Source organism: Candidimonas nitroreducens (genome assembly GCF_002209565.1).
Lineage (GTDB): Bacteria > Pseudomonadota > Gammaproteobacteria > Burkholderiales > Burkholderiaceae_B > Candidimonas > Candidimonas nitroreducens.
The window spans coordinates 282,743-304,287 of record NZ_NJIH01000002.1; the positions used below are offsets into that span (position 1 = coordinate 282,743).

The 21,545-nt window shown below is 66.2% G+C and carries 18 protein-coding genes; 6 read left to right on the forward strand and 12 right to left on the reverse strand.

The window, feature by feature from the left end:
• Window positions 1-2 precede the first annotated feature (2 nt).
• The 3 genes from CEY11_RS02775 to CEY11_RS02785 all read right to left on the reverse strand — a co-directional run bounded on the left by CEY11_RS02775 (window position 3) and on the right by CEY11_RS02785 (window position 5,188).
• Window positions 3-1,043 carry an alpha-ketoacid dehydrogenase subunit beta gene (locus CEY11_RS02775; RefSeq protein ID WP_233154687.1) on the reverse strand — a complete coding sequence of 347 codons (1,041 nt, stop codon included), beginning with the start codon at window positions 1,041-1,043 and terminating at the stop codon, window positions 3-5.
• Window positions 1,044-1,045: 2 nt separating this feature from the next.
• Window positions 1,046-2,281 (reverse strand): 3-methyl-2-oxobutanoate dehydrogenase (2-methylpropanoyl-transferring) subunit alpha, encoded by a 1,236-nt coding sequence (locus CEY11_RS02780; protein ID WP_088601830.1) that lies wholly within the window; start codon window positions 2,279-2,281, stop codon window positions 1,046-1,048.
• A gap of 303 nt (window positions 2,282-2,584) precedes the next feature.
• On the reverse strand, window positions 2,585-5,188 hold the full coding sequence (locus CEY11_RS02785) for a DNA internalization-related competence protein ComEC/Rec2 (RefSeq protein WP_233154688.1): 2,604 nt from the start codon (window positions 5,186-5,188) through the stop codon (window positions 2,585-2,587).
• Window positions 5,189-5,349: 161 nt separating this feature from the next.
• Here CEY11_RS02785 and CEY11_RS02790 point away from each other — a divergent pair, with 161 nt between their 5' ends.
• A complete protein-coding gene (locus CEY11_RS02790) occupies window positions 5,350-5,628 on the forward strand; it encodes a type II toxin-antitoxin system RelE/ParE family toxin (RefSeq protein WP_198958817.1) in 279 nt (92 codons plus the stop codon).
• A 12-nt stretch (window positions 5,629-5,640) separates the two neighbouring features.
• The gene (locus tag CEY11_RS02795) at window positions 5,641-5,943 is read left to right on the forward strand and encodes a HigA family addiction module antitoxin (RefSeq protein WP_088601831.1); all 303 of its coding nucleotides are present in this window, start codon (window positions 5,641-5,643) and stop codon (window positions 5,941-5,943) included.
• 111 nt (window positions 5,944-6,054) lie between these two features.
• Here CEY11_RS02795 and CEY11_RS02800 read toward each other — a convergent pair whose 3' ends face one another.
• The 5 genes from CEY11_RS02800 to CEY11_RS02820 all read right to left on the reverse strand — a co-directional run bounded on the left by CEY11_RS02800 (window position 6,055) and on the right by CEY11_RS02820 (window position 12,538).
• On the reverse strand, window positions 6,055-7,425 hold the full coding sequence (locus CEY11_RS02800) for a four-carbon acid sugar kinase family protein (protein ID WP_088601832.1): 1,371 nt from the start codon (window positions 7,423-7,425) through the stop codon (window positions 6,055-6,057).
• Window positions 7,426-7,599: 174 nt separating this feature from the next.
• Window positions 7,600-9,030: a ribulose-bisphosphate carboxylase large subunit family protein gene (locus tag CEY11_RS02805; RefSeq protein WP_233154689.1), complete on the reverse strand. Its 1,431-nt coding sequence runs from the start codon at window positions 9,028-9,030 to the stop codon at window positions 7,600-7,602.
• On the reverse strand, window positions 9,027-9,566 hold the full coding sequence (locus tag CEY11_RS02810; RefSeq protein WP_088601834.1) for a VOC family protein: 540 nt from the start codon (window positions 9,564-9,566) through the stop codon (window positions 9,027-9,029). The genes CEY11_RS02805 and CEY11_RS02810 overlap by 4 nt, the downstream gene beginning before the upstream one ends.
• Before the next feature lie 58 nt (window positions 9,567-9,624).
• The gene (locus CEY11_RS02815; protein WP_088601835.1) at window positions 9,625-11,511 is read right to left on the reverse strand and encodes a TRAP transporter large permease; all 1,887 of its coding nucleotides are present in this window, start codon (window positions 11,509-11,511) and stop codon (window positions 9,625-9,627) included.
• Window positions 11,512-11,518: 7 nt separating this feature from the next.
• Window positions 11,519-12,538, reverse strand: a complete 1,020-nt coding sequence (locus CEY11_RS02820; RefSeq protein WP_088601836.1) for a TRAP transporter substrate-binding protein — start codon at window positions 12,536-12,538, stop codon at window positions 11,519-11,521.
• A 129-nt stretch (window positions 12,539-12,667) separates the two neighbouring features.
• Here CEY11_RS02820 and CEY11_RS02825 point away from each other — a divergent pair, with 129 nt between their 5' ends.
• Window positions 12,668-13,723, forward strand: a complete 1,056-nt coding sequence (locus CEY11_RS02825; protein WP_088601837.1) for a LacI family DNA-binding transcriptional regulator — start codon at window positions 12,668-12,670, stop codon at window positions 13,721-13,723.
• 94 nt (window positions 13,724-13,817) lie between these two features.
• Here the strand turns inward: CEY11_RS02825 and CEY11_RS02830 are convergent, their stop codons facing one another.
• From CEY11_RS02830 to CEY11_RS02840, 3 genes are read right to left on the reverse strand one after another with little or no spacing between them, the layout of a single operon-like run.
• Entirely contained in the window at window positions 13,818-14,642 is an 825-nt protein-coding gene (locus CEY11_RS02830) for a TatD family hydrolase (RefSeq protein WP_088601838.1), read from the reverse strand.
• A 49-nt stretch (window positions 14,643-14,691) separates the two neighbouring features.
• Entirely contained in the window at window positions 14,692-15,426 is a 735-nt protein-coding gene (locus CEY11_RS02835) for an ABC transporter ATP-binding protein (RefSeq protein WP_088601839.1), read from the reverse strand.
• Entirely contained in the window at window positions 15,419-16,651 is a 1,233-nt protein-coding gene (locus tag CEY11_RS02840; protein WP_233154707.1) for a lipoprotein-releasing ABC transporter permease subunit, read from the reverse strand. Before CEY11_RS02840 ends, CEY11_RS02835 begins: the two co-directional genes overlap by 8 nt.
• 82 nt (window positions 16,652-16,733) lie before the next feature.
• Here CEY11_RS02840 and CEY11_RS02845 point away from each other — a divergent pair, with 82 nt between their 5' ends.
• Both CEY11_RS02845 and recJ read left to right on the forward strand, forming a co-directional pair.
• On the forward strand, window positions 16,734-17,672 hold the full coding sequence (locus tag CEY11_RS02845) for a hypothetical protein (protein ID WP_088601841.1): 939 nt from the start codon (window positions 16,734-16,736) through the stop codon (window positions 17,670-17,672).
• On the forward strand, window positions 17,654-19,360 hold the full coding sequence (gene recJ / locus CEY11_RS02850) for a single-stranded-DNA-specific exonuclease RecJ (protein ID WP_088601842.1): 1,707 nt from the start codon (window positions 17,654-17,656) through the stop codon (window positions 19,358-19,360). The genes CEY11_RS02845 and recJ overlap by 19 nt, the downstream gene beginning before the upstream one ends.
• 134 nt (window positions 19,361-19,494) lie before the next feature.
• Here recJ and CEY11_RS02855 read toward each other — a convergent pair whose 3' ends face one another.
• Window positions 19,495-20,436 carry a LysR substrate-binding domain-containing protein gene (locus CEY11_RS02855; protein WP_088602026.1) on the reverse strand — a complete coding sequence of 314 codons (942 nt, stop codon included), beginning with the start codon at window positions 20,434-20,436 and terminating at the stop codon, window positions 19,495-19,497.
• Between the two features lie 120 nt (window positions 20,437-20,556).
• Here CEY11_RS02855 and CEY11_RS02860 point away from each other — a divergent pair, with 120 nt between their 5' ends.
• A complete protein-coding gene (locus CEY11_RS02860) occupies window positions 20,557-21,543 on the forward strand; it encodes a Bug family tripartite tricarboxylate transporter substrate binding protein (protein ID WP_233154690.1) in 987 nt (328 codons plus the stop codon).
• Window positions 21,544-21,545: the final 2 nt, after the last annotated feature.

Below are 21,545 nucleotides of genomic sequence, written 5' to 3' on the forward strand. Positions count from 1 at the left end.
CTTCAGTCCTCCAGCGCGCGCTTGAACGCCGCCCCGACCCGTGCCGGGCCCGGGAAGTAGTTCCATTCCTGCGCATGCGGATATGGCGTGTCCCAGCCCGCGACCCGCTGTATGGGGCTTTCCAGGTGGTAGAAGCAGTGTTCCTGCACCAGCGCCACCAGCTCGGCGCCGAAGCCGCTGGTGCGCGTGGCCTCGTGCACCACCACGCAGCGCCCGGTCTTCTTGACCGACTCGACGATGGTGTGCAGATCCAGCGGCCAGATGCTGCGCAGGTCGATGATCTCGGCGTCTATGCCGGTTTCGCGGGCCGCGGCCTCGCAGACGAACACCATGGTTCCGTAGGTGATTACGGTCAGGGCCGCGCCCGGCCGGAACACGGCAGCCGATTCCAGCGGCACGGTGTAATAGCCTTCGGGGACTTCGCCCAGCGGATGCTTGGACCAGGGCACCACGGGGTTTTCGTGGTGGCCGTCGAACGGCCCGTTGTACAGGCGCTTGGGTTCCAGGAAGATTACCGGGTCGTCGCATTCGATGGAGGCGATCAGCAGCCCCTTGGCGTCATAGGGGTTGGAGGGCATGACCGTGCGCAGCCCGCTGACATGCGTGAACAGCGCTTCGGGACTCTGGCTGTGCGTCTGCCCGCCGTAGATGCCGCCGCCGCAGGGCATGCGTATGGTCAGCGGCGCGATGAATTCGCCCACCGAGCGGTAGCGCAGGCGGGCCGCCTCGGACACGATCTGGTCGGAGGCCGGATAGAAGTAATCGGCGAACTGGATCTCGACCACCGGACGCAGGCCGTAGGCGCCCATGCCCACTGCCGCGCCGACGATACCGCCTTCGGAAATCGGCGCATCGAATACGCGCGATGTGCCGTACTTGGCCTGCAGGCCTTCGGTGCAGCGGAACACGCCGCCGAAATAGCCCACGTCCTGGCCGAACACGACCACGTTGCTGTCGCGCTCCAGCATGATGTCCATGGCCGAGCGCAGCGCCTGGATCATGGTCATGGAGCGCACCGGCATGTTCTTGCTGTGCTGTTTCATGGTCATTCCTCCAGCAGCTGGCGGCGCTGCACGCGCAGGTGTTCGGGCACGCCTTTGTAGACGTCTTCGAACATCATGGCCGCGCTGAAGGTGTGGCCGGTGGCAAGCGAGCCGTAGCGCTCGGCTTCTTTTTGTGCCGCGATGATCTCGGCCTCGAGCTGCTTGCGGGTTTCTTCGTGTTCTTCTTCGGACCAGGCGCCGATGGCGATCAGATGCTGCTTCAGGCGCGGAATGGGGTCGCCCAGCGGGAATTTTTCCCAGTCGTCGGCGGGCCGGTATTTCGACGGGTCGTCCGACGTGGAATGGGGGCCGCCGCGATAGGTGACCCACTCGATAAGCGTGGGCCCGAGATTGTTGCGGGCCCGCTCGATGGCCCACTGCGAGGCCGCATACACCGCCAGGAAATCATTGCCGTCGACCCGCAGCGAGGCAATACCGCAGCCCACGCCGCGCGCCGCGAAGGTGGTGCTTTCGCCGCCGGCCAGCGCCTGGAAGGTGGAGATTGCCCATTGGTTGTTGACCACGTTCAGGATGACCGGCGCGCGGTACACATGGGCGAAGGTCAGGGCGGTATGGAAGTCGGACTCGGCCGTTGCGCCATCGCCGATCCAGCCCGAGGCGATGCGGGTGTCGCCCTTGATGGCCGAGGCCATGCCCCAGCCCACGGCCTGGATGAACTGCGTGGCCAGGTTGCCCGACACCGAGAAGAACCCCGCCTTGCGCACCGAATACAGCACCGGCAGCTGGCGGCCTTTCAAGGGATCGCGCTCGTTGGACAGCAGTTGGCAGATCAGGTCGACCAGCGGCACGTCGCGCACCATCAGCAGGCCTTGCTGGCGGTAGGAAGGAAAACACATGTCGCCATCCGACAGCGCCAGCCCGTGGGCCGTGCCTATGGCTTCCTCGCCCAGGCACTGCATGTAGAAGGACATCTTCTTCTGGCGCTGCGCGATCAGCATGCGCGCGTCGAAGATACGCGTCTTCAGCATGGCCCGCAGGCCCTTGCGCAATAGTTCGGGATCGGCCTTGGGCGCCCAGGGCCCCAGCGCCCTGCCCTGGTCGTCCAGCACCCGTATCAATGAATAGGCCAGGTCGCTGGTGTCGACCGGCAGCACGTCGACCGGAGGGCGGCGCACTTCCCCTGCGGGGGAAAGGTGCAAATAGGAAAAGTCGGTTTCACGCCCGGGACGCCCGCTGGGTTCCGGCACGTGCAAACGCAGATGTGATGTATGTCTCATTTTTTGTTTCGCCGTAGAAAGAATCTTGTGGATGCTTCCCCCGCCGCGCCGATCTTTTGGATACGGAACTATCATCGCGCATCCGCTTGAAATTCGCAAGGCGGCCGGAAAGCGGCCAGAGGCAAAAACAGCAGCAGGCTGGGAGACGAACCGGCGCGCCCGGCGCCGCCCGACCAGAGCTGCCTGACCGGATCCACCTGACCAGACCTGCCTGACCAGACCTGCCTGCTCAGACCTGCTGGATCAAATCGAGCCGATCCGTTCAAGCATCTGGAATATTTCAACACCCTTGCCAATAAGATTTCAACGCCCCTGCCAATAGCGGGGATATTGTTGCCGTTCGGCCTGCGCTGTCAGGCCGGTGGGGCGCGAGCGCACTGTTATGGCGCCGTGCAGGTCGGTGCGCCAGAACTCTGTACCGGCGCGCCGCCAGCGTTGCTCGACGCCGCGGCCAGGGTGGCCGTAGCGGTTCCAGCGGCCCACCTGCGCCACGACGTGCGCCGCCTGTAGCCGCGCAATGAAGCGCGGCGCGGAAGATCCCGACGAACCGTGATGCGCCGCCATTGCCACGTCGGTGGGCGGCAGGCCGCTACGCACCAGGGCGGTTTCCTGCGCGGCACCGATGTCGCCGGTGAGCAGCAGCGAATGATGGGCGCCGCTGATGCGCAGCACGCAGCTTTGGCCATTGCGGCGATTGCCGCTCTTGCCGGACACGTAGGCAACACTGGCTTTCTGGGGGGCGTTGGAAGGCTCGACAAGGCCAACAGATTTGCTTGTCGACGAGTCGGCGGCATTGAAGACGACGGGGGTTCTGGCGCGTGCCGAAACCCGGGAGGCCGCAGAACCCTCGGGCCAGAAAAACTCGAAGCGCACACCGTCCACCTCCCAGGCCATGCCACGTTCGCAGCCAGACAAGGCCATGGGGCGCCTGACGGTATCGGTGGCCATGCCCAGCAGCCCGGCCTCGCGCCTGAGATAGGCATCGAGGTCAAAGGAACTATAGGATTGCTGCACCGGAATTTCTCGCAGCACACTGCGCGCGCCGCCCACATGATCGATGTCCGCGTGCGAGATCACCATCGCGTCCAGCCGGCGGATGCCGCGCGCCTGCAGAAAAGGCACGATCGTGCGCGCACCTTGATCGGCATCGGGGCCGATGCGCAGGCCCGTATCGAACAGCAGCGCATGCGCGGCGGTCTGTACCACGATGGCGCTGGATTGCCCGACGTCCAGCGCATACATATCCCAGCCGCCCGGCGGCGGCTTTTCAGGCCGCCACGCCAGGGCCGGCAAGATCAGCAGCCAGCCGCCATGCCTGGCGGGAAAACCGCGAGGCAGCATGGCTACCCCTACCCCCAGAAATGCCAGGGCCACCGCCCACCATGGCGCCTGCGGCACGCCGACGCTGGCGGCCGGCAGTGCGGCCAGCCATTGCGTGGGCCACATCGCGGCCTGCAGGACGGCATGCGCCAGCCATGCCAGGCCACCGGCCGCACTGTCCAGGCCAGGCACGACGGCGCAGGCCGCGGCCAGCAACGACACGGGTGTGATCACCATCTCGACCAGCGGAATGGCGTAGGCATTGGACAACGGCGACACCAGCGAAACCTGATGGAAGATAAGGGCCAGCAGCGGCATGAGCGCTGCATTGATGGCCAGCTGCAGCCGCGCCGCCGCGCATACCAGGCGCCAGGCGCGCCGCGGGCGGGTTTCCTGCAGACCGGCCGCAGCCTGACCCACCCAGGACTGCGCCGCCAGCAGCACGCAGACGGCGCCGAAGGACAGCCAGAAGCCGCTGGCCAACGGCGCCCAGGGATCGAGCAGCACGACCGCGCAGAGCGCGATGCACAGCAGGCGCGAGGCTTTGACTGGCAGGCGCAATATCTGGCCGCCGGCGGCCACCGCCAGCATCAGGAAGGTGCGCTGCGCCGGCACGCCCCAGCCTGCCAGCAGGCAATACAGCCATGCCACGAGCAAGGCGGTGCTTGCGGCCGCGACCTGCGCCGGCATGCGCTCGGCCAGCGCCCGGCCGCGCCAGCGCGCTCTGCGCCACAGCCAGTACATCGCCACCGCACCCAGTGCCGCGATCATGGTGATGTGCGAGCCGCTGATGGACACCAGATGCGTGATGCCGCTGCGATTGAATACCTGCCAATCGGCGGCATCGACCCCGGCCTGGTCGCCGATGACCAGCGCCAGCAGCACGGGGCCATAGCGCATGCCCTGCAGGTGCGGGCTCATGGCTCGGCGCACGTAGTGACGCACGCGATTGGCGACGATGGCCAGTCCCGCCCAGGGTTCGTCGCGCAGATAGCGCGGCGTGCCGCGCACGCTGCCGCTGGCGCGCAGGCCGCGGGCAAAAGCATGGCCCTCGTAGTCGAAGCCGCCCGGGTTGCGAATGCCTTGCGGCCGCTTCAGATTCAGCGACATGCGCCATACCTGGCCCGGCACCAGCTCGGGAAAAGGCTGGGACGGTGCGCCGCGGCGGCCATAAGGCCCGGCATAGCCGGGCGCGTTCCAGGACACCAGGATGCGCGAGGGCACACCCGCCGGTATGGATTCGATGACCTCGGCCTCGAAGCGGCGGTTGTCCGGGCCGAGCCGCACCAGATCCGCCACACGCAGCACTACCCGCGAGACGCGGTTCTCGTTGCCGGGCGCCAGTTCGTCGGCCAGGCGATGCTCGATACGCGCCAGTACCAGCAGCAGCCCGGCCGCCGCGGCCCATAGCGGCCAGGCCTGGCGCGGCAAGCGCTGGCGCCGCCGCATGCCCAGCATGACCGCAAGCAGGGCCAGCAGCGCAGCCCAGGCCGCGGCCATCCAGCCCGGCGGGATCGACACTGCGGGCAAGCCATGTGCCGCCCAGGTCACAAGCGCGACGGCCAACAGGCAGCAGCGTCCCGTCACGCCCGGCCTCCTTCATAAATAAGGACAGCTTATTCGGCCCGAGCGCAAATGCCATCCGTGCAGGGACAATGGCAGCACTGCGCAGTACTACCAATTTTCGGGTCGGCTGTATGCCCGAAGGTATACATTTAATGCTTGACGTTAAACGCTATAAAATGCCCATGATTAAGAGTTTCCGATGCTCGGACACAATGGCTCTTTACGAAGGTCGACGCGTCGCGCGATTCGTGAACTTTTCCGCGATTGCCCAGCGCAAGCTGCAGATGCTGGATAGCGCGGCCACGCTCGACTTCCTGCGTTCGCCCCCGGGCAACCGGCTGGAGCGGCTCAAAGGCCATCGTTCGGGCCAGTACAGCATCCGCGTCAATGATCAGTGGCGTATTTGTTTCGTCTGGACCAGTGAAGGGCCGGCCCAGGTCGAAATCGTCGACTACCACTGAAAGGAATTCATCATGGCCCAAAACAATATGCGCCCGATACACCCCGGAGAAGTTCTACGGGAAGAATATCTTGTCCCTTTGGGGATGAGCGTCAATGCCCTGTCCAGGCTCTTGCATGTGCCGGCTACGCGCATGAACGAGATCATGCACGGACGCCGTGGCATTACACCCGATACGGCATTGCGCCTGGCCGCCTTGTTCGGAGGCGACGCTGCGTCCTGGCTGAATCTGCAACAGGCCTATGACCTGAAAACCGCACAGGCCAAGGTTGCCAGGCTGATCGCCAAGCAGGTCAAGCCGCTGGAGTATGCCTGACGCCGCATTGCCAACCCGCGATCGGTTGCGGCCGCCGGGCCAGCTCCGGCATTCACGCATTCAACGCAAGACTCAGCCCCCCTGGACATCAACGTCGAGGGCCGACCGCCTTCAAACCTCCAACAAACGCTGGAAGATATCCGCCGGCCCCATCTGGCCGCCCTTGAGCATGAGCTCCAGGCCGTCGAGCGCCGGATCATCGCTGTGGGCGCGGCACAAGGCCACGCCGGGGCTCAGCGGGCGCAGGAAAGACAGGCCCCAGACGGGCAGGCCCTTGACCGCGAGGCTGGAGGTATCGCCGCCGGCAACGCCTATGCGGCGCAGGCCGGTGCTTGCCGCGGCGCGCAGCACCCGGCCCAGCAGTTCGGCGGTGCTTTGCGCCAAGTCCCGGGTGGCGACCCCGCGGTCGGGGCCGGCCCCCGACTGCTGCACATGGGCCAGCACGTGCCTGCCACCGGCCAGCGCTGCCGCAATCGTATCCGCCTGCGCCTGCAGATAGGCCGGATCGGCCACCAGGCTGGACGCCGCCAGCGGCAGGCGCAGGAACGAGGTCGCTTGTTCGACCTGGTGGGCGGTTACCGGCGACATGCTGCCGGCCAGCGCGAATACGGGAGCCGTCGCGGGCACCACTGCGACTTGGCGTCGCGCGGAGGAATCGGACGCAATGCGGTGGACAGCGGCCACACCCGCGGAAGGGGCCACGTCCGACGCATCCCAATGCGCGGCCAGCGCCTGCACCACGGTACTGGGGCCGGCGACCAGCACCGGCCCGCGCCCGGCCGCACGCCAGATCTGCCGGCCCACCGGGGCCAGATCCGCGTTGCAGGCGACGTCGAACAGCACGGCGCCGCCCTGCCCCCGCAGCAATTCGAGCAACTCGTCGACGCGGGCGTCCAGCTGTGGCGCGGGCCGGCCATAGTCGGGATAATGCACGCCGGTCACGCGCGCCAGCCCCTGCTCTTCCAGATGGCGCCGCAGATCCGCCTCGCGCATGGGCGTGACGGGATGACGGCTCATGGTGGGGTGCCGATCCAGGCGATAGACCTCGGCATCCGCGCCGGCCGCCGCGTACAGATTGCTGAAGCAGCAATAGCGGCCGATATCGGGCTGGCCGCCCACCACGTATGCGATATCCGCGTCCACGAATGGGTGCAGGCAGGAAAGCGCCGCGCCTATGCTGCCCACGGTGGGCGAGCTGTCGAACGTGGAGCAGCATTTGTAGTGCAGCACGGGCGCGCCCAGGCCGCGGAAGAAATCGCCCACGCGTGCCATTTCGGCCCGCAAGGCGGCCGGCGCCATGGTGCGCGCCGAACCGGCGATGCCCAGCGCGTCCAGCGGCCCGGCCTGCGCCAGCCTGCGGGCGTCGGGTACGTCCAAAAAAAGCATGCTGCGCAGGCCCGCCCGGGCGGCCACGGCCAGCGTGTCGCTGGCGCCGGTGAAGTCGTCGCCGTACCAGGCGATTTTCAGTTCCTGCCCCGGCATCCCATTCTCCCGCTACCCTGAGCCTTCTTCGCGCTGCCCGACGCCATCTTCAACGCCATTTCATAAAGGGAATCGTGCCTCGTGCACAGCTGCACGGGCGCGGACGAGGATCCGCGTCCGCGCCGCAGCGCGGCGCCTTGCCCCGTGAAGACCGCAGGGCTATTCCCATTATTGTCATGCCGCGGGCTTGCCGAAGCGCTGCAGCGCAACGCGCAGCTCGGGCATGTTGCGGCTGTACTCTTCCAGCGACAAGCCTACGCGCTGGGCCTGCCAGGCCTGGCGGATACTGGCCACGCCCGCGGCGGGGCCGTCCGGGTGCGCGAGTATGCCACCGCCCGACATGAACAACAGGTCTTCGCTGCCTATCGCCTGCCAGGTAGCGGGCACCGTGCCGGCCCACTGGCCCGACGAAAAAGCCGGCAGCACGCGGTCGTCGGCACTGTCCGACATGCGTGCGGCGCAATCGCGCGCCGCCTCCACGACTTCCTGGTCGGGCTGCGCGAACTTGCCCTGCAGCCCATGCACGTGCATGTGATCCACACCGGTCAAGCGCCACAGGGTCTGCCAGGCCTGGTACGAAATGCCCAGCAAGGGGTGGCGCGATAAGGCGCCGAAGCCGTTGCGGTGCCCGTGTATGGCCAGCGGCGTGCTGCGGCGCAGGCTCTGGATCGCCGAAAACCCGCACCAGTTCAGGCTGGCCATGACGCAGCTGCCGCCTTCACGCTGCACCAGCTCGGCATGGCGCAGCATCGCGTCGGTCTCGTCGCTGATATTGAAGGCCATCATGACGTGACGGCCGCTGCGCTCGGCGTGCGCGCGGATCACCTCCATCACGGCCGGCACGCGCTCGGCCAAGGGCGCGTGCACCGGATCGGCGCAGACCTCGTCGTCCTTGATGAAATCCACGCCGGCCTCGCACAGTTCCCTGACCAGCGCCGCGGTCTGCCGCGCCGACAAGCCGACGTTGGGCTTGATGATGGTGCCGACCAGGCAGCCCGAAGCCGCGCCTATGCTTGCCCGGGTGCCGGCTACGCCCTGCGCGGGCAAGTCGAAGCGCATGCGATAGGCGGACGGCAGCCGCAGCGATTCCAGGCGCAGCCCGGTCAATTCGCCCAGGTCGTAGAGATTGCCGGCCACGGTGGCTGCCAGCGTGGGCAGGTTGGCGCCGATATTGCCCAGCGGAAAAGACAGGCTAACCCGGGCACGCCGCCAAGGCCCGGCCACGCCGCGCCGTTCCAGATAGGCATTGGGCAGGCTGGGCGCGGGAGCTGCCGCCAGTTCCTCGATGGACTCGACCGTGGCGCGGGCGCGGGCGCGCAGCTCGTCGGTTTCGTCCCTGACCCGCGCGAAGGTGCCGCAGGACTGCTCCCCCGCCATGGTCTCGGCCACCTGGCGCGGATCGAACGGCGTCTCGATCAAATAGCTGGCGTATATACGTTGTATATAAATATCCGCATCGGCGGCAGATTGCGCATGGGCGCGCGCGCCCTGCCCGGCCCCGGAGCCCTGCGCCGCTGCATCGCCGCCGCCGTGGATGTCCGCGGCGGCTCGGCCGCTCGCAACAGCACCGGAGCCGCTCATTGCAAGGGTGCTGGTGTCGCTCACAGCGTATCCAGATCGGGAAAGTTGCGCACCGGATCCTTACCGTCCCAATCGCGCGCCGACTCGCGGATCAGGTCGAACAGGCGTCCTTTGGGGCCGGCCACTTCGGACAGCTCGATGACGGTGCCCGGATGCAGCCCAGTATCGAAATAGACGAAGCGCCCCTGGCGCCCAACCTCGCCGCCCATCTTGACCCGGAAGCCTTGCGCCTGCAGGCGCTGCAGGTCGGCGTCATAGTCCTCGGTCCAGTAGGCCACGTGCTGCAGCCCGGTATGGCCTTCCTGCAGGAAATCGCGATACATGGACGGCACGTCGTTGCGCACCTGGATCAGCTCGACCTGCACGAAGCCCGAATTGGCCAGCGCGACCGAATTGTGCGGCTCGTAGCCGCGGCCATCGTATTGATAATTGACGATGGGCACCTTGGGGTTGTAGTACCACGGGCCCACGCCCAGGGTATTGCTCCAATACTGCATGGCCTGCTCGATGTCGCGCACCACGTAGCCCAGTTGGCGGATCTCTCCGAAATAACGGCTCATATGCTTCCCTGTTGCAAGGGCACCGTGCCGCGTGCCGCGGCCGGCCGCCCGGATTCATTCATTTGAGAAAACCGACCGACAGCCACGGCACGGCGGCCACGATCACCAGCCCGATCAGCAGCGCGGCGATATAGCCCCAGATGTGCCGCATGCCTTCGCTGGGTTCGACGCGGCTGATCGCGCAGGCGCCGTAGTAGCCCACGCCGAAGGGCGGCGAGAACAGGCCTATGCCCATGGCGAAGATCACCACCATCGAGTACTGCACCTCGTGTATGCCCATCTCGCGGGCCACGGGGAACAGCAGCGGGCCGAACAGCACGATGGCCGGTATGCCCTCGAGCACACTGCCCAGCACGATGAAGGTGACAATGGAAATGGCCATGAAGCCGTAGGCACCGCCGGGCACGCCGGCCATGAAATGCGCCAGCTCGCTGGAAAACCCCGACTGCGTCAGCGCCCAGGCCATGGCGGTGGCGCAGCCTATGATCAGCATGATGGCGCCCGACAGCGAGGCGGTCTCCACCAGCATGGGGATCACGCGCTTCCAGTCGAAGTGGCGGTACACGAACAGGCCTATGCATATGGTGTACACCACGCCGATGGTAGAGACTTCGGTAGCAGTGGCCACGCCCTCCACCACCGAGGCGCGTATGACGAAAGGCAGGCATACCGCGGGCAGCGCCACCACCAGCATGCGCAGCACCTGCCCGCGGCTGACGCGCTGCACCTGGCTCAGGTCTTCATGGCGGCAGCGGCGCCACACCACGAAGCACAGGGCCAGGCCCAGTACCACCGCGGGCAGGATGCCGCCGCTGAACAGCGCGGCGATCGACACCCCCGTCACCGAGCCTATGGTGATCAATACGATGGAAGGCGGTATGGTCTCGGTCTGGGCGCCGGTGGCCGCCAGCAGCGCGATCAGCTCGCCCGGCTTGGCGCCGCGCTTCTGCATCTCGGGAAAGAGCACCGGCGTAATGGCGGCCATGTCGGCGATCTTCGAGCCCGAGATGCCGGACACCAGGTACATGGCGCCGATCAGCACATACGACAAACCACCGCGCACATGGCCCAGCAGGCCCGCCAGGAACTGGATCATGGCCCGGGCCATGCCGGTCATCTCGATCAGCGCCCCCAGGAAGATGAACAGCGGCACCGCCAGCAGGATCAGGTGCGACATGCCTTCGTTCAGGCGGCCCATCATCACCACCATCGGCGTATCGGTGGTCAAGGCCAGGTAGCCGAAGGTGGACAAGGCGAAAGAGAAAGCGATGGGCACGCCCGAAAACACGTTTATCGCCACCAGGATCACGAAAAAGATCACCAGGTTGATGTTGCCCAGGCTGGCGAACAACGGCTGCGCCAGCCAGAAGCCCAGCGCCAGCACAGCCGTGCAGACGGCGGCCAGCGACACCGTGCGCAGGTCGTGCACACGCGCCAGCCGCAGCAGCGACACCACGGCCATCAGCCCCAGGCCCACCGGCAGCGCGATCGCGCGCCACAAGTCGTTGATCTGCAGCGCAGGAGTGATGATGAAGGATTCCTCTTGCGCGTAGTCGCAGGCGGACACGATGACCAGCAGCAGGAAGGCCAGCGAGGCCGTCTGCGCAAAGGTTTCCAGGAAGGCGCGCCAGCGCGGCCCCACCCTGTCGATGAGCGCCGTCATACGCATGTGCTCGCCGCGCCGCAAGGCCACGACCGAGCCCAGCATCGACAGCCACAGGAACAGCATCGATGCCAGCTCGTCGGACCAGACCAGCGGCACGTGCAGCACGTAGCGCGCCACCACGCCGCTGAACAGCACGACGATTGCCACGACCAGCAGCGCCGCGCACAGCAGTTCGACGACGCGGCCTATGCCATCGTCCAGCCGCAAGAGCCCGCGGCGCAGGCCCGACTGCGCTTCGGCCGCGGCGGCGGATTGGCCGGTGGTGCTCGCGTAGATCATGGCGCCGTCACACCAGCTTGCCGACGGCCTGTTCCAGCACGCCCCAGGCGGCATCGCCGAAGCGCCCCTTCCAGGTCTTGTAGAAGCCGGCGCTGCGCAGCTTGGCGCGGAAGCTATCGGCCGACACCTGGTTGAACTGCAGGCCCTTGGATTGCAGGTCGGATTGCACCGAGTCGTTCAGCTTCTTGATGTCCTCGCGCTGGCGCAGCCCGGCGCCGTTGATGGCGTCGGCCACGATGGTCTGCAGATCGGCGGGCAGGCGCTTCCAGGCCCGGCCATTGGCGATGAACCAGAAGCCGTCCCAGATGTGGTTGGTCAGCGAGCAATACTTCTGCACTTCGTAGAGCTTGGCCACCTGGATGATGGGCAGCGGGTTCTCCTGGGCGTCGACGATCTTGGTCTGCAGCGCCGAATACACCTCGCTGAACTGCAGGCTGGTGGGCGCCGCGCCCAGCGCCTTGAACATGGCGATCGACAAGGGGCTGACCGGCACGCGGATCTTCAGGTCGGCCATGTCGGCGTCGGTCTTGATGGGCGCCTTGCTGCTGGTCATCTGGCGAAAGCCGTTGTCCCACATTTTTTCAAAGGCATACAAGCCCACCTTGTCGACCGCCGAACGGATGTAGGCCCCGACCTTGCCGTCCATGGCCTTCCATACCTGGCCGTAGTCCGAGAACGCGAAGCCCACGGCATTGATCGCGGCCACCGGCACCAGGGTGGCGATCACCAGCGAGGACGGCGTGAAGAACTGGATACCGCCGGAGCGCACCTGCGACAGCATGTCAGTGTCGCCTCCCAGCTGGTTGTTGGGGAAAATCTTGATGTCCACCCGGCCCTTGGATTTATCGAGAATTTCCTTGGCGGCCTCGTGGGCGCGCACGTTCAGCGGGTGCGCCAGCGGCAGGTTGTTGCCGTACTTGTAGGAAAACTCGGCGGCTCGCGCGGTCAGCGGCAGCGCGCTGGCGACACCGGCCAACGGCAGCGCCGACATGGCCTTCAACATGCTGCGGCGGGTAATATTGCTCATCATTGCCTCCTGATTGGATTTGATGTTATTTGATCAAAATATTGATTGATAAATTAGGGTTTTTCGAACGATAATCGCCTCATGGCAGCATGGTCAAACCCTTTGAATGATGTTTTTTGATGTAATCATATGGCTGTAATCAATTCCCACGCAGGCACCGCTAGCCGTGCCCGGGTGACGGACATCGCCGCTGCGGCAGGCGTCTCTACCGCGACCGTGGATCGGGTGCTGAACCGCCGGCCGGGAGTGCGTCCGGCCACCGCACAGCGCGTGCTCAAGGCAGCGGCGCAGCTGGACTATCTGCCCGAGCACGAGCTATACGCCGCGCTGGCGCCGGCCCCCATGCGCATCGTCTTCCTGCTGCCCAAAGGCACCAACCGCTACCTCAAGATGCTGGGCGATACGGTGCACTACTCGCAGGAAAGCTGGGCGCCCTTCAACGTGCGCTGCCGCGTCGAATACATAGAAGGCTTCAATCCGCAGCTGCTGGCCGCGGCCCTGCAGCGTCAGGCCGATCGCGCCGAAGGCGTGGCCTTCATGGCGATCGAGCACCCGCTGGTGCGCGACGCCGTCAACCTGCTGGTGGCGCGCGGCGTGCACGTGGTGACGCTGATCACGGATATTTCCGGCTCGGGCCGCGCCGCCTACATCGGCCTGGACAACCGCGCCGCCGGGCGCACCGCCGCCTACCTGATAGGCCGTTTCATGGGCCCGCGCCCGGCCAAGGTGGGGATGATCGCCGGCAGTCTCAGCTACCGTGCCCATGAAGAGCGCGAGATGGGATTCCTGTACCTGTTCCGCGAATTATTCCCGGGCATCGAGGTGCTGGGGCTGCGCGAAGGCCAGGACAATGCCGAACGCAATTACCGGCTGACGCACCAGCTGCTGCAGCAGTGCCCCGAACTGGCCGGCATCTACAACATCGGCGGGGCGTCGGACGGTGTAGCGCGCGCCCTGAAAGAGGCCGGGCTGGAACACAAGGTGGTGTTCATCGGCCATGGCCTGACGCCCGATACGCGCGCGCTGCTGATCGACGGCACCATGGACGCCGTCATCACCCAGAACCCCCAGTCGGCCACCTCGAGCTGCGTGCGGATCTTCGCCAACTTGCGCGACCACCGCGCCGCCCTGAGCGGCGTCGACCCGGTGCAAAGCCAGATAATCTTCCGCGAGAACCTGCCCTGATCCAGGCTCCCGCACTTACGGCGAAAATCGCGCGGCGCGAAACGCACCGGCGCGATGCAAACAACAGATGCGACACAACGGATACGGCCGCGGCTCAGGCCAGCGCCGGCACGACCGAGGCCAGGCGCGGCAGCACGCGCAGGGCATTGGCGGCCGTGGCGGCCGCGACCTGCGCGGCGTCCAGTCCGCGCAAGCGGGCCAGTTCGGCGCCTATGCGCGCGACTTCGCCCGGCTCGTTGCGGGCTCGTGGCAAGCCGCGGCCGCCCAGCCACGCGGGCGGGATGTCCGGCGCATCGGTTTCCAGCGCCAGCGCGTCCAGCGGCAGTTGCGCGGCCAGGCGGCGTATCTGCAGCGCGCGTTCGAAGGTCATGGCGCCGCCCATGCCCAGCGCGAAACCCATGTCGATGAATGCGGCGGCTTGCTGGAAGCTGCCGTTGAAGGCGTGCGCCATACCCCCGGCCACGGGCTTGCGGCGCAAATGCTTGAGCAACTGGTCTTGCGAGCGCCGTACGTGCAGCAGCACCGGCAGGCCATGTTGCCGCGCCAGTTCGAGCTGGGCGGCGTAGAAAGTTTCCTGGCGCGCGCGCATCGCCTCGGTGCACAGCTCGGGCACGAAGAAGTCCAGCCCGATTTCGCCGATGGCGACAAAGCGCGGGTCGGCCAGGCTGGCCTGCACGCAGGCCTCCAGCGCCTCCAGATCCGCCGGCTGCGCCCGCGGCACGCACATCGGATGTATGCCCAGCGCGTAGGCGCCGCCCTCGAAGCTGTGCGCCAGGCTGCGCACGGTCGTGAAATTGCCGCGTTCCACGGCGGGTATGACGATGGCCCGCACGCCCTGCCCTGCGGCGCGCTGTATCACTTCGCGCCGATCGGCATCGAACTCGGAGGCGTCCAGATGGCAGTGCGTATCGATCAGCAATGTGTGCTCCCTGCCGGCGGCGCGGCAGCCGGCCGCGAGTCGGCCCGCGTCAGTCAGACCGGGGCGTGTCCTCGTCGGCCAGGCGGCCCTTGTTCATGAACAACTGGCGATGCGCCAGCGCCGCCAGCGCCGGGTCGTGAGTCACGATGGCCAACGCCGTGCCCAGCTCCTGGTTGATGCGCACCAGCAGTTCGAACATGCTCTCGGCCGTGTAGCGATCCAGATTGCCGGTGGGCTCGTCGGCCAGCACGCAGATGGGATTGGTGACCAGCGCACGCGCCAGCGCCACGCGCTGGCGCTCGCCGCCGGACAACTGCCCCGGGTAATGATGCACGCGCGCGGCCAGCCCCACTTGCTCCAGGGCCTGCGCGGCCTGCTCGCGGGCGGCGGCGCGCGGCGCGCGGCGCACGATCAGCGGCATGGCGACATTGTCCAGCGCCGAGAACTCGGACAGCAAATGGTGGAACTGGTACACGAAGCCCAGGCTGCGGTTGCGCAGGCGGCTGCGCTGCGACTCGCTCATGCCGCGCGCCTCTTCACCGTCGACAAAGACCGAGCCGGAAGTGGGCTCGTCCAGCAGTCCCAGCATGTGCAGCAGCGTACTCTTGCCCGAGCCCGAAGCCCCCACGATGGCGACGAACTCGCGCTGCGCCACGTGCAGGCTGACATCGCGCAGCACCTCGATGCGGGTAGCGCCGTCGTCATAGGCCTTGACCAGGTTGCGGGCCTGCAGCACGTAATGGGCGGGCGGCTGGGAGGAGGCATTGAAAGATGGCTCAATCATGGCGCAGCACCTCGGCGGGTTGCAGGCGCGACGCGCGCCAGCTCGGGTACAGCGTGGCCAGCACGGACAGAACCAGTGAAGTCACGGCAATGGTGACGATATCGGATAGCTCGGGAGTGGACGGCAGCTCGCTGATGAAGTACACCTGCTGCGGCAGGAAATGCACGCCGAACAGGCGCTCCAGGAATGGCACGATCACGTCGATGTTGTAGGCGATCAGTGCGCCGAAACCCACGCCCAGCAAGGTGCCGACCACGCCTATCAGGGTGCCCTGCACCAGGAATATGCGCCCGATCTCGCGCGGCGTGGCGCCCAGCGTGCGCAGGATGGCGATATCGGACTGCTTGTCCTTGACGGCCATTACCAGCGAGGACAGCAGATTGAACGCCGCCACCGCCACGATCAGCGCCAGGATCAGGAACATCATGCGCTTCTCGGTGCGCACCGCCGCGAACCAGGTGCGGTTGTTCTGCGTCCAGTCGCTGGCCTGCACGGCCGGCGGCAGGATCTGCTTGAGCTGCTGCGCCACTTCGGGCGCCCGCTGCATGTCGGCGATGCGCAGCCTTACCCCGCTGGTGCCGCTGTCGCGGAACACCTTGGCGGCGTCTTCATAGTTGACGAAGGCCAGCGATGCGTCATACTCGTAATACCCCGAAGAGAAAATGCCGGCGACGGTGAACTGGCGCATGCGCGGCGCAAAGCCCGCCGGCGAGATCGAGCCTTGCGGCGCCAGCACCAGCACCGTGTCGCCGCGATGCACGCCCAGCGAGGCCGCGATCTGGTTGCCCAGCACGATGGCGTAGCTGCCGGGCTGCAGTGCATCGAGGCTGCCGTCCATCATCTGGCCGTGTATGTCCGACACCGCCGACTCGAGCTTGGGATCGATGCCGCGGATCTGCACGCCGCTAAGCGATTCGCCGCGCACCAGCATGGCCTGCGCGGCGACAAAGGGTGCGGCGCCCTTGACCGCACGATTCTTTTCGGCGTCCTGCGCAATCTGCTGCCAATGCTGCAGCACCTGCCCGGGCGCCATGCCCGGCACATAGAGTTCGATGTGCGGCAACACCGACAGCATGCGGTCGCGCACCTGGGTCTGGAAGCCGTTCATCACCGACAGCACCACTATGAGTGCGGCCACCCCCAGCGCGATCCCGGCCATCGATGTGGCGGCAATGAACGAGACGAAGCGGTCTTTGCGCCCGTCCCGGCGGCGGGCACGCGCCATGCCCGCATAGCGCGCGCCGATCCAAAGTTCATATGAGCTCTTCAATATCCCACCATCTTTTCATTGCCACTACAATCCGGGAATGCAAATCGTACTACCGGGCGCCTTGCCCGACCCTCGCGAGGCCCGCGAACTCACGCCGCACATGCTCAAGACCGCGCCTACACTGGGGCGCTGGCTGGAACATAGCCGCGCCACGGTCACGCAGGCCAGCCCGGGCGTTTCGGGCTGTACCCCGTACGAACGCTGGCAACTGGCCAGCCGCGGTTTCGTGCCGCGGCGTGAACAGAACTTCTGTGCCGGGCTCGGCCCCTTATGGGGCGCCGGCCAAACCGCCGCAGGCGCGCCCGGCGTACCGGTGTGGCTGGCCGAGCTGGTGCATGTCTCGCCCTCGCGCGAGGGCGCGCGCCTGCTGGCGGCGCGCCAGCTCGACATCACGCCAGACGAGAGTGTAGCCTTGTTCGCAGCCGCGCACAGCGCCTTCGAGGGCAGCGGTTTCCAGGCCAGCCAGCTGGCCACCGAGCACTGGCGCATCACCATCGAAAGCGACTTCTCGCCGGTCTGTGCCAGCCCGCGGCTGGTCAGCCTGAGCTCGGTCAACGAATGGTGGCCGCAGGACGCCGCCGCCCGCCCCTGGCGCAAACTGGTCAATGAACTGCAAATGACCTGGTTCGAGCATCCGGTCAACCTGGCGCGCCAGGAACGCGGGCTGCCGCCCGTCAACAGCCTGTGGCTATTTGGCGGCGCCAGGCCCGAACAGTTCCCGGCTATGCAAGAAAAAGAAGCCGCGCAGGTTCACGAAGCGCTGCTGGAGCCCATGCTGGCGCACGACTGGGGCGCGTGGCTGCAGGCCCTGGGCGAACTGGAAACACGAGTCCTGCGGCCCCTGGCGAACATCAAGCCTGCGCTGGTGCTGATCGGCAGCGACAAATACGTGGAACTGAAAAGCCGCGGGCGGCTTGCCGGCCTATTGCCCGGCGGCCGCATATCCTGGAGAAATTGGTGGTCACCCCGAGACTGAGCACACGCCGCGCCCAACCCGATGCCGCGCGCGCGCTCGAGGCCTGCGGCGTGCACCCCCTGCTGGCGCGCCTCTGGGCCGCACGCGGCGTGCGGGAAATCGCCGAAACCCGGCCCGACTGGTCGGCCATGCTGCCCCCGGGCCGGCTTACGCACAGCGAACACGCGGCGCGCCTGCTGGCCGACGCGATCGACGCACGCAGGCGCCTGCTGGTGGTGGCCGACTACGATTGCGACGGCGCCACCGCCTGCGCGGTGGCAGTGCGTGGCCTGCGGGCCATGGGCGCGCAAATCGACTTCCTGGTGCCCAACCGCTTCGAGACCGGCTACGGCCTGTCGCCCGCCGTGGTCGAACTGGCGCTGCGCCACCACGCCGGCAAGCCGGACATCCTCATTACCGTGGACAACGGCATCGCCAGCGTCGACGGCGTGGCCGCGGCGGCTGCCGCCGGCATGGAGGTCATCGTCACCGACCACCACCTGCCAGGCAGCACCCTGCCCCGCGCCTTGGCCATCGTCAACCCCAACCAGCCCGGCTGCGGCTTTCCGTCCAAGAACCTGGCGGGCGTGGGCGTGATCTTCTACCTGCTGCTGGCGCTGCGCGCCGAACTGCGCCGGCGCGGCGTCTACGCGGCCAATGCCGGCCCACGCCTGGACGCGCTGGCCGACCTGGTGGCGCTGGGTACAGTGGCCGACGTGGTCAAGCTCGACGCCAACAACCGCCTGCTGGTCACGCAGGGCCTGCAGAAGATCCGCACGGGCCGCATGCAGCCCGGCCTGCGCGCCCTGTTCGCGGTGGCGGCGCGCGAACCGGCACAGGCCGGTGCTTTCGACCTGGGCTTTGCCATAGGCCCGCGCATCAATGCCGCCGGCCGCCTGGCCGACATGAGCCTGGGCATCGCCTGCCTGCTCAGCGACGACGAGGCCGAAGCGCTGCGCCTGGCGCGCGAACTGGATTCCATCAACCACGAGCGGCGCGCCATCGAAGCCAGCATGCGCGAAGAAGCGCTGGCCGCCATGGAGCTGCCTGAAACCGAAATCGGCGCGGGCGTCTGCGTCTACCACCCCGATTGGCATCAGGGCGTGGTCGGCTTGGTGGCCTCGCGCATCAAGGAAACCTACTGGCGCCCCACCATCGCCTTCGCGCGCGCCGACGACGGCCAACTGCGCGGCTCGGGCCGCTCGATTCCCGACGTGCACCTGCGCGACGTGCTCGACCTGGTGTCCAAACGCCATCCCGGCATCATCGTCAAATTCGGCGGCCACGCCATGGCCGCGGGCCTGACGTTGCTGGAGCAAGGCTACGAAGATTTCACCCAGGGCTTCGACCAGGCGGTGCGCGAACTCAGCGGCCGCGACAGCTTCGACCCCCTGATAGAAACCGACGGTTCGCTGGACAGCGGCTACGCCAATGCCGACGTGGCCGGGCTGCTGCAGCAGCAGGTCTGGGGCTCGGGCTTTCCCGCCCCCGTGTTCCGCGACACCTTCCAGGTGCAGCAGCAGCGCCTGCTGAAAGACAAGCACCTCAAGCTGAGCCTGGCGCGCGGCAACCAGCGCTTCGACGCGATCTGGTTCGGGCACGCCGAGATGCTACCCGAATACGTCGAAGTCGCCTACCGTTTGGACAGGAACGTGTGGAACGGCATGGTCAGCGCACAGCTGGTCATCGAGTACGCCTGCGCGGCCTAGCTCGCCGCCTCACGAGCCCGGCAGCGCCACTAAGCTCTTGCTCCGTAGGGAACCCAATTGGACTGGCAATGCGCCAATGAGCGCGCACGATCATATTTCATGCATCGCCCATGTATCGCAACAGCCGTCCGCCTTCAAGGCTCGGCGGGCGCCTCCTCAAAGGCCGCGCGAAAACGTGCAATCTGTGGGTGATCTTCCGTGCTCTTGCGCATAATCAGACAAACCGGCATCAGCGCTATACGCAAAGTCAGATCCAGCACTTGCACACGTCCGGTGCGCGCATGAGCCATGGCCATACGACGAGGCGCCGCCGTCAGAAACTCCGCCGCGGCCACGATGTCTAGGGCTTGAATGTAAGTCGGCGTCTCCACCACGGGGGGAGGCAGCACCAGCCCCTTACGGAGGAATGCCTCGATCAATGCCCGCCGTACGCTCGAACTGGCGCGCTGCAACACCCAGTCCCACTGCGCCAGTCGAGCATAGTCCACTCTGGATCGGGTGGCAGGATGATCGGGCCCACATACGATGCATACGTCGTCTTCATAAAGACGAACAAAAGACAGTGACGCCATATCGTGTTTCAGGCTGCCCATGTCCGGCGGCATGCGGCCCAGCACGCAATCCAGGTCACCCGCCAGCAAACGCTCCAACAGATCGGGCGCACTCCCCTCGCTGGTATGCAGGTAGCAACCACCCGCTCGTCTGAAGCGCTCGACGGCATCTGGCAACAAGACGGTAAAAGCCTGTGGAGCCATGCCCACCCGCAGTACTTCATTCTTACCGGTATTCAACCGATCCAGCATCGCCCCCAACTCATCGAAGTCGTTCAGCAGCACGCGCAAGCGCGGTGCGAGCGCCAGTGTCTGTGCCGTCGGCGCGACCCCCTGTCGATTGCGTGTGAACAGCTGCACGCCCCACAGGCTCTCGATGTCGGTGAGCATTGCCGTCGTAGCCGGCTGGCTGATATTCAGGCGCCGTGCCGCCTTGCGCAGGGTGCCTTCCTGTAACAGGTATTCGATCAAGGCGAGATGGCGGAACTTCAGATGCGAAAGCGCGGCGCGAGAATGTCGAGTCATGAAACTGGCCATTTACGTGAAAGTTATGGGTTATCACATAATAGGAATTTTTGAATTTTAACTTTATACGTTGATCACTACACTTCCCTCACATTCAAAACGAACACACAGGGAGACACCATGAAACCGAGCCCACGTACTGCACTATGCGCAATGCTCCCCAGCGCCCTGCTCGGCGTAGGGCTGGGAGCCGCTACAGCGGCCCATGCCGAATGGCCTGCCGACCAACCCGTCAAGATAATTGTCCCGCAAGCCGCCGGCGGGACGAATGACACGGTCGCGCGGATGATAGGCTCCGAACTCGGCAAGGCTCTGGGACAAAGCGTAGTTGTCGAAAACCATCCCGGCGCATCCGGCTCCATCGGCATGCAGCTCGCAGCCCGCTCACCCGCCAATGGCTACACATTGGCAATCGCCTCTGACTCGGCAGCCATAATCAGCGCCACCCGTAATATGGGCTGGAAACTGGATCGCGACCTGACTGGCGTCGCACTGATCGGCGACCAGCCCATGGCGGTGGCTGTGTCCACCCGTTCCAAATATCGCAGCCTGGCCGAGCTGATCGCCGCCGCCAAGGCCAGGCCGGGCCACATTCCCTTCGGGACTTCGGGCCTAGGAACCTCACAGCACATTGTTGGCGAATGGCTTGCCCACTTGGCAGGGGTGCAGTTGATCCACGTGCCATACAAGGGTGGCGGACAGGCCGTGGCCGATCTCGTGGCCGGCACTATACCGGCGGCGGTACTCGGCTTCGCGCCGCTGCTGGCACAGGCACGCAATCACGCCGTCCGCATCGTCGCGGTCACGACCGCAAAGCGAAATCCCGCCACGCCCGACGTGCCGACGCTGAAGGAGCTTGGCTATCCAGACATTACGCGTGCCCAGTGGGTCGGTGTCGTCGCGCCGCGCGGCACACCGCCGGCCATCGTAAAACAGCTGTCCGACGCAATCGACGGCATAGTCCGGCAGCCTGCCATCCAGGCCAAGCTGCTGGGGATAGGCGTCACGCCCAAGCCTATGGGTGCTGCCGAGTTCGACGGCTTTATTCACCAAGACGTGACCGACTGGGGCAATCTGGTCAAGCAATTGCACATCAAGCTCAACTGACA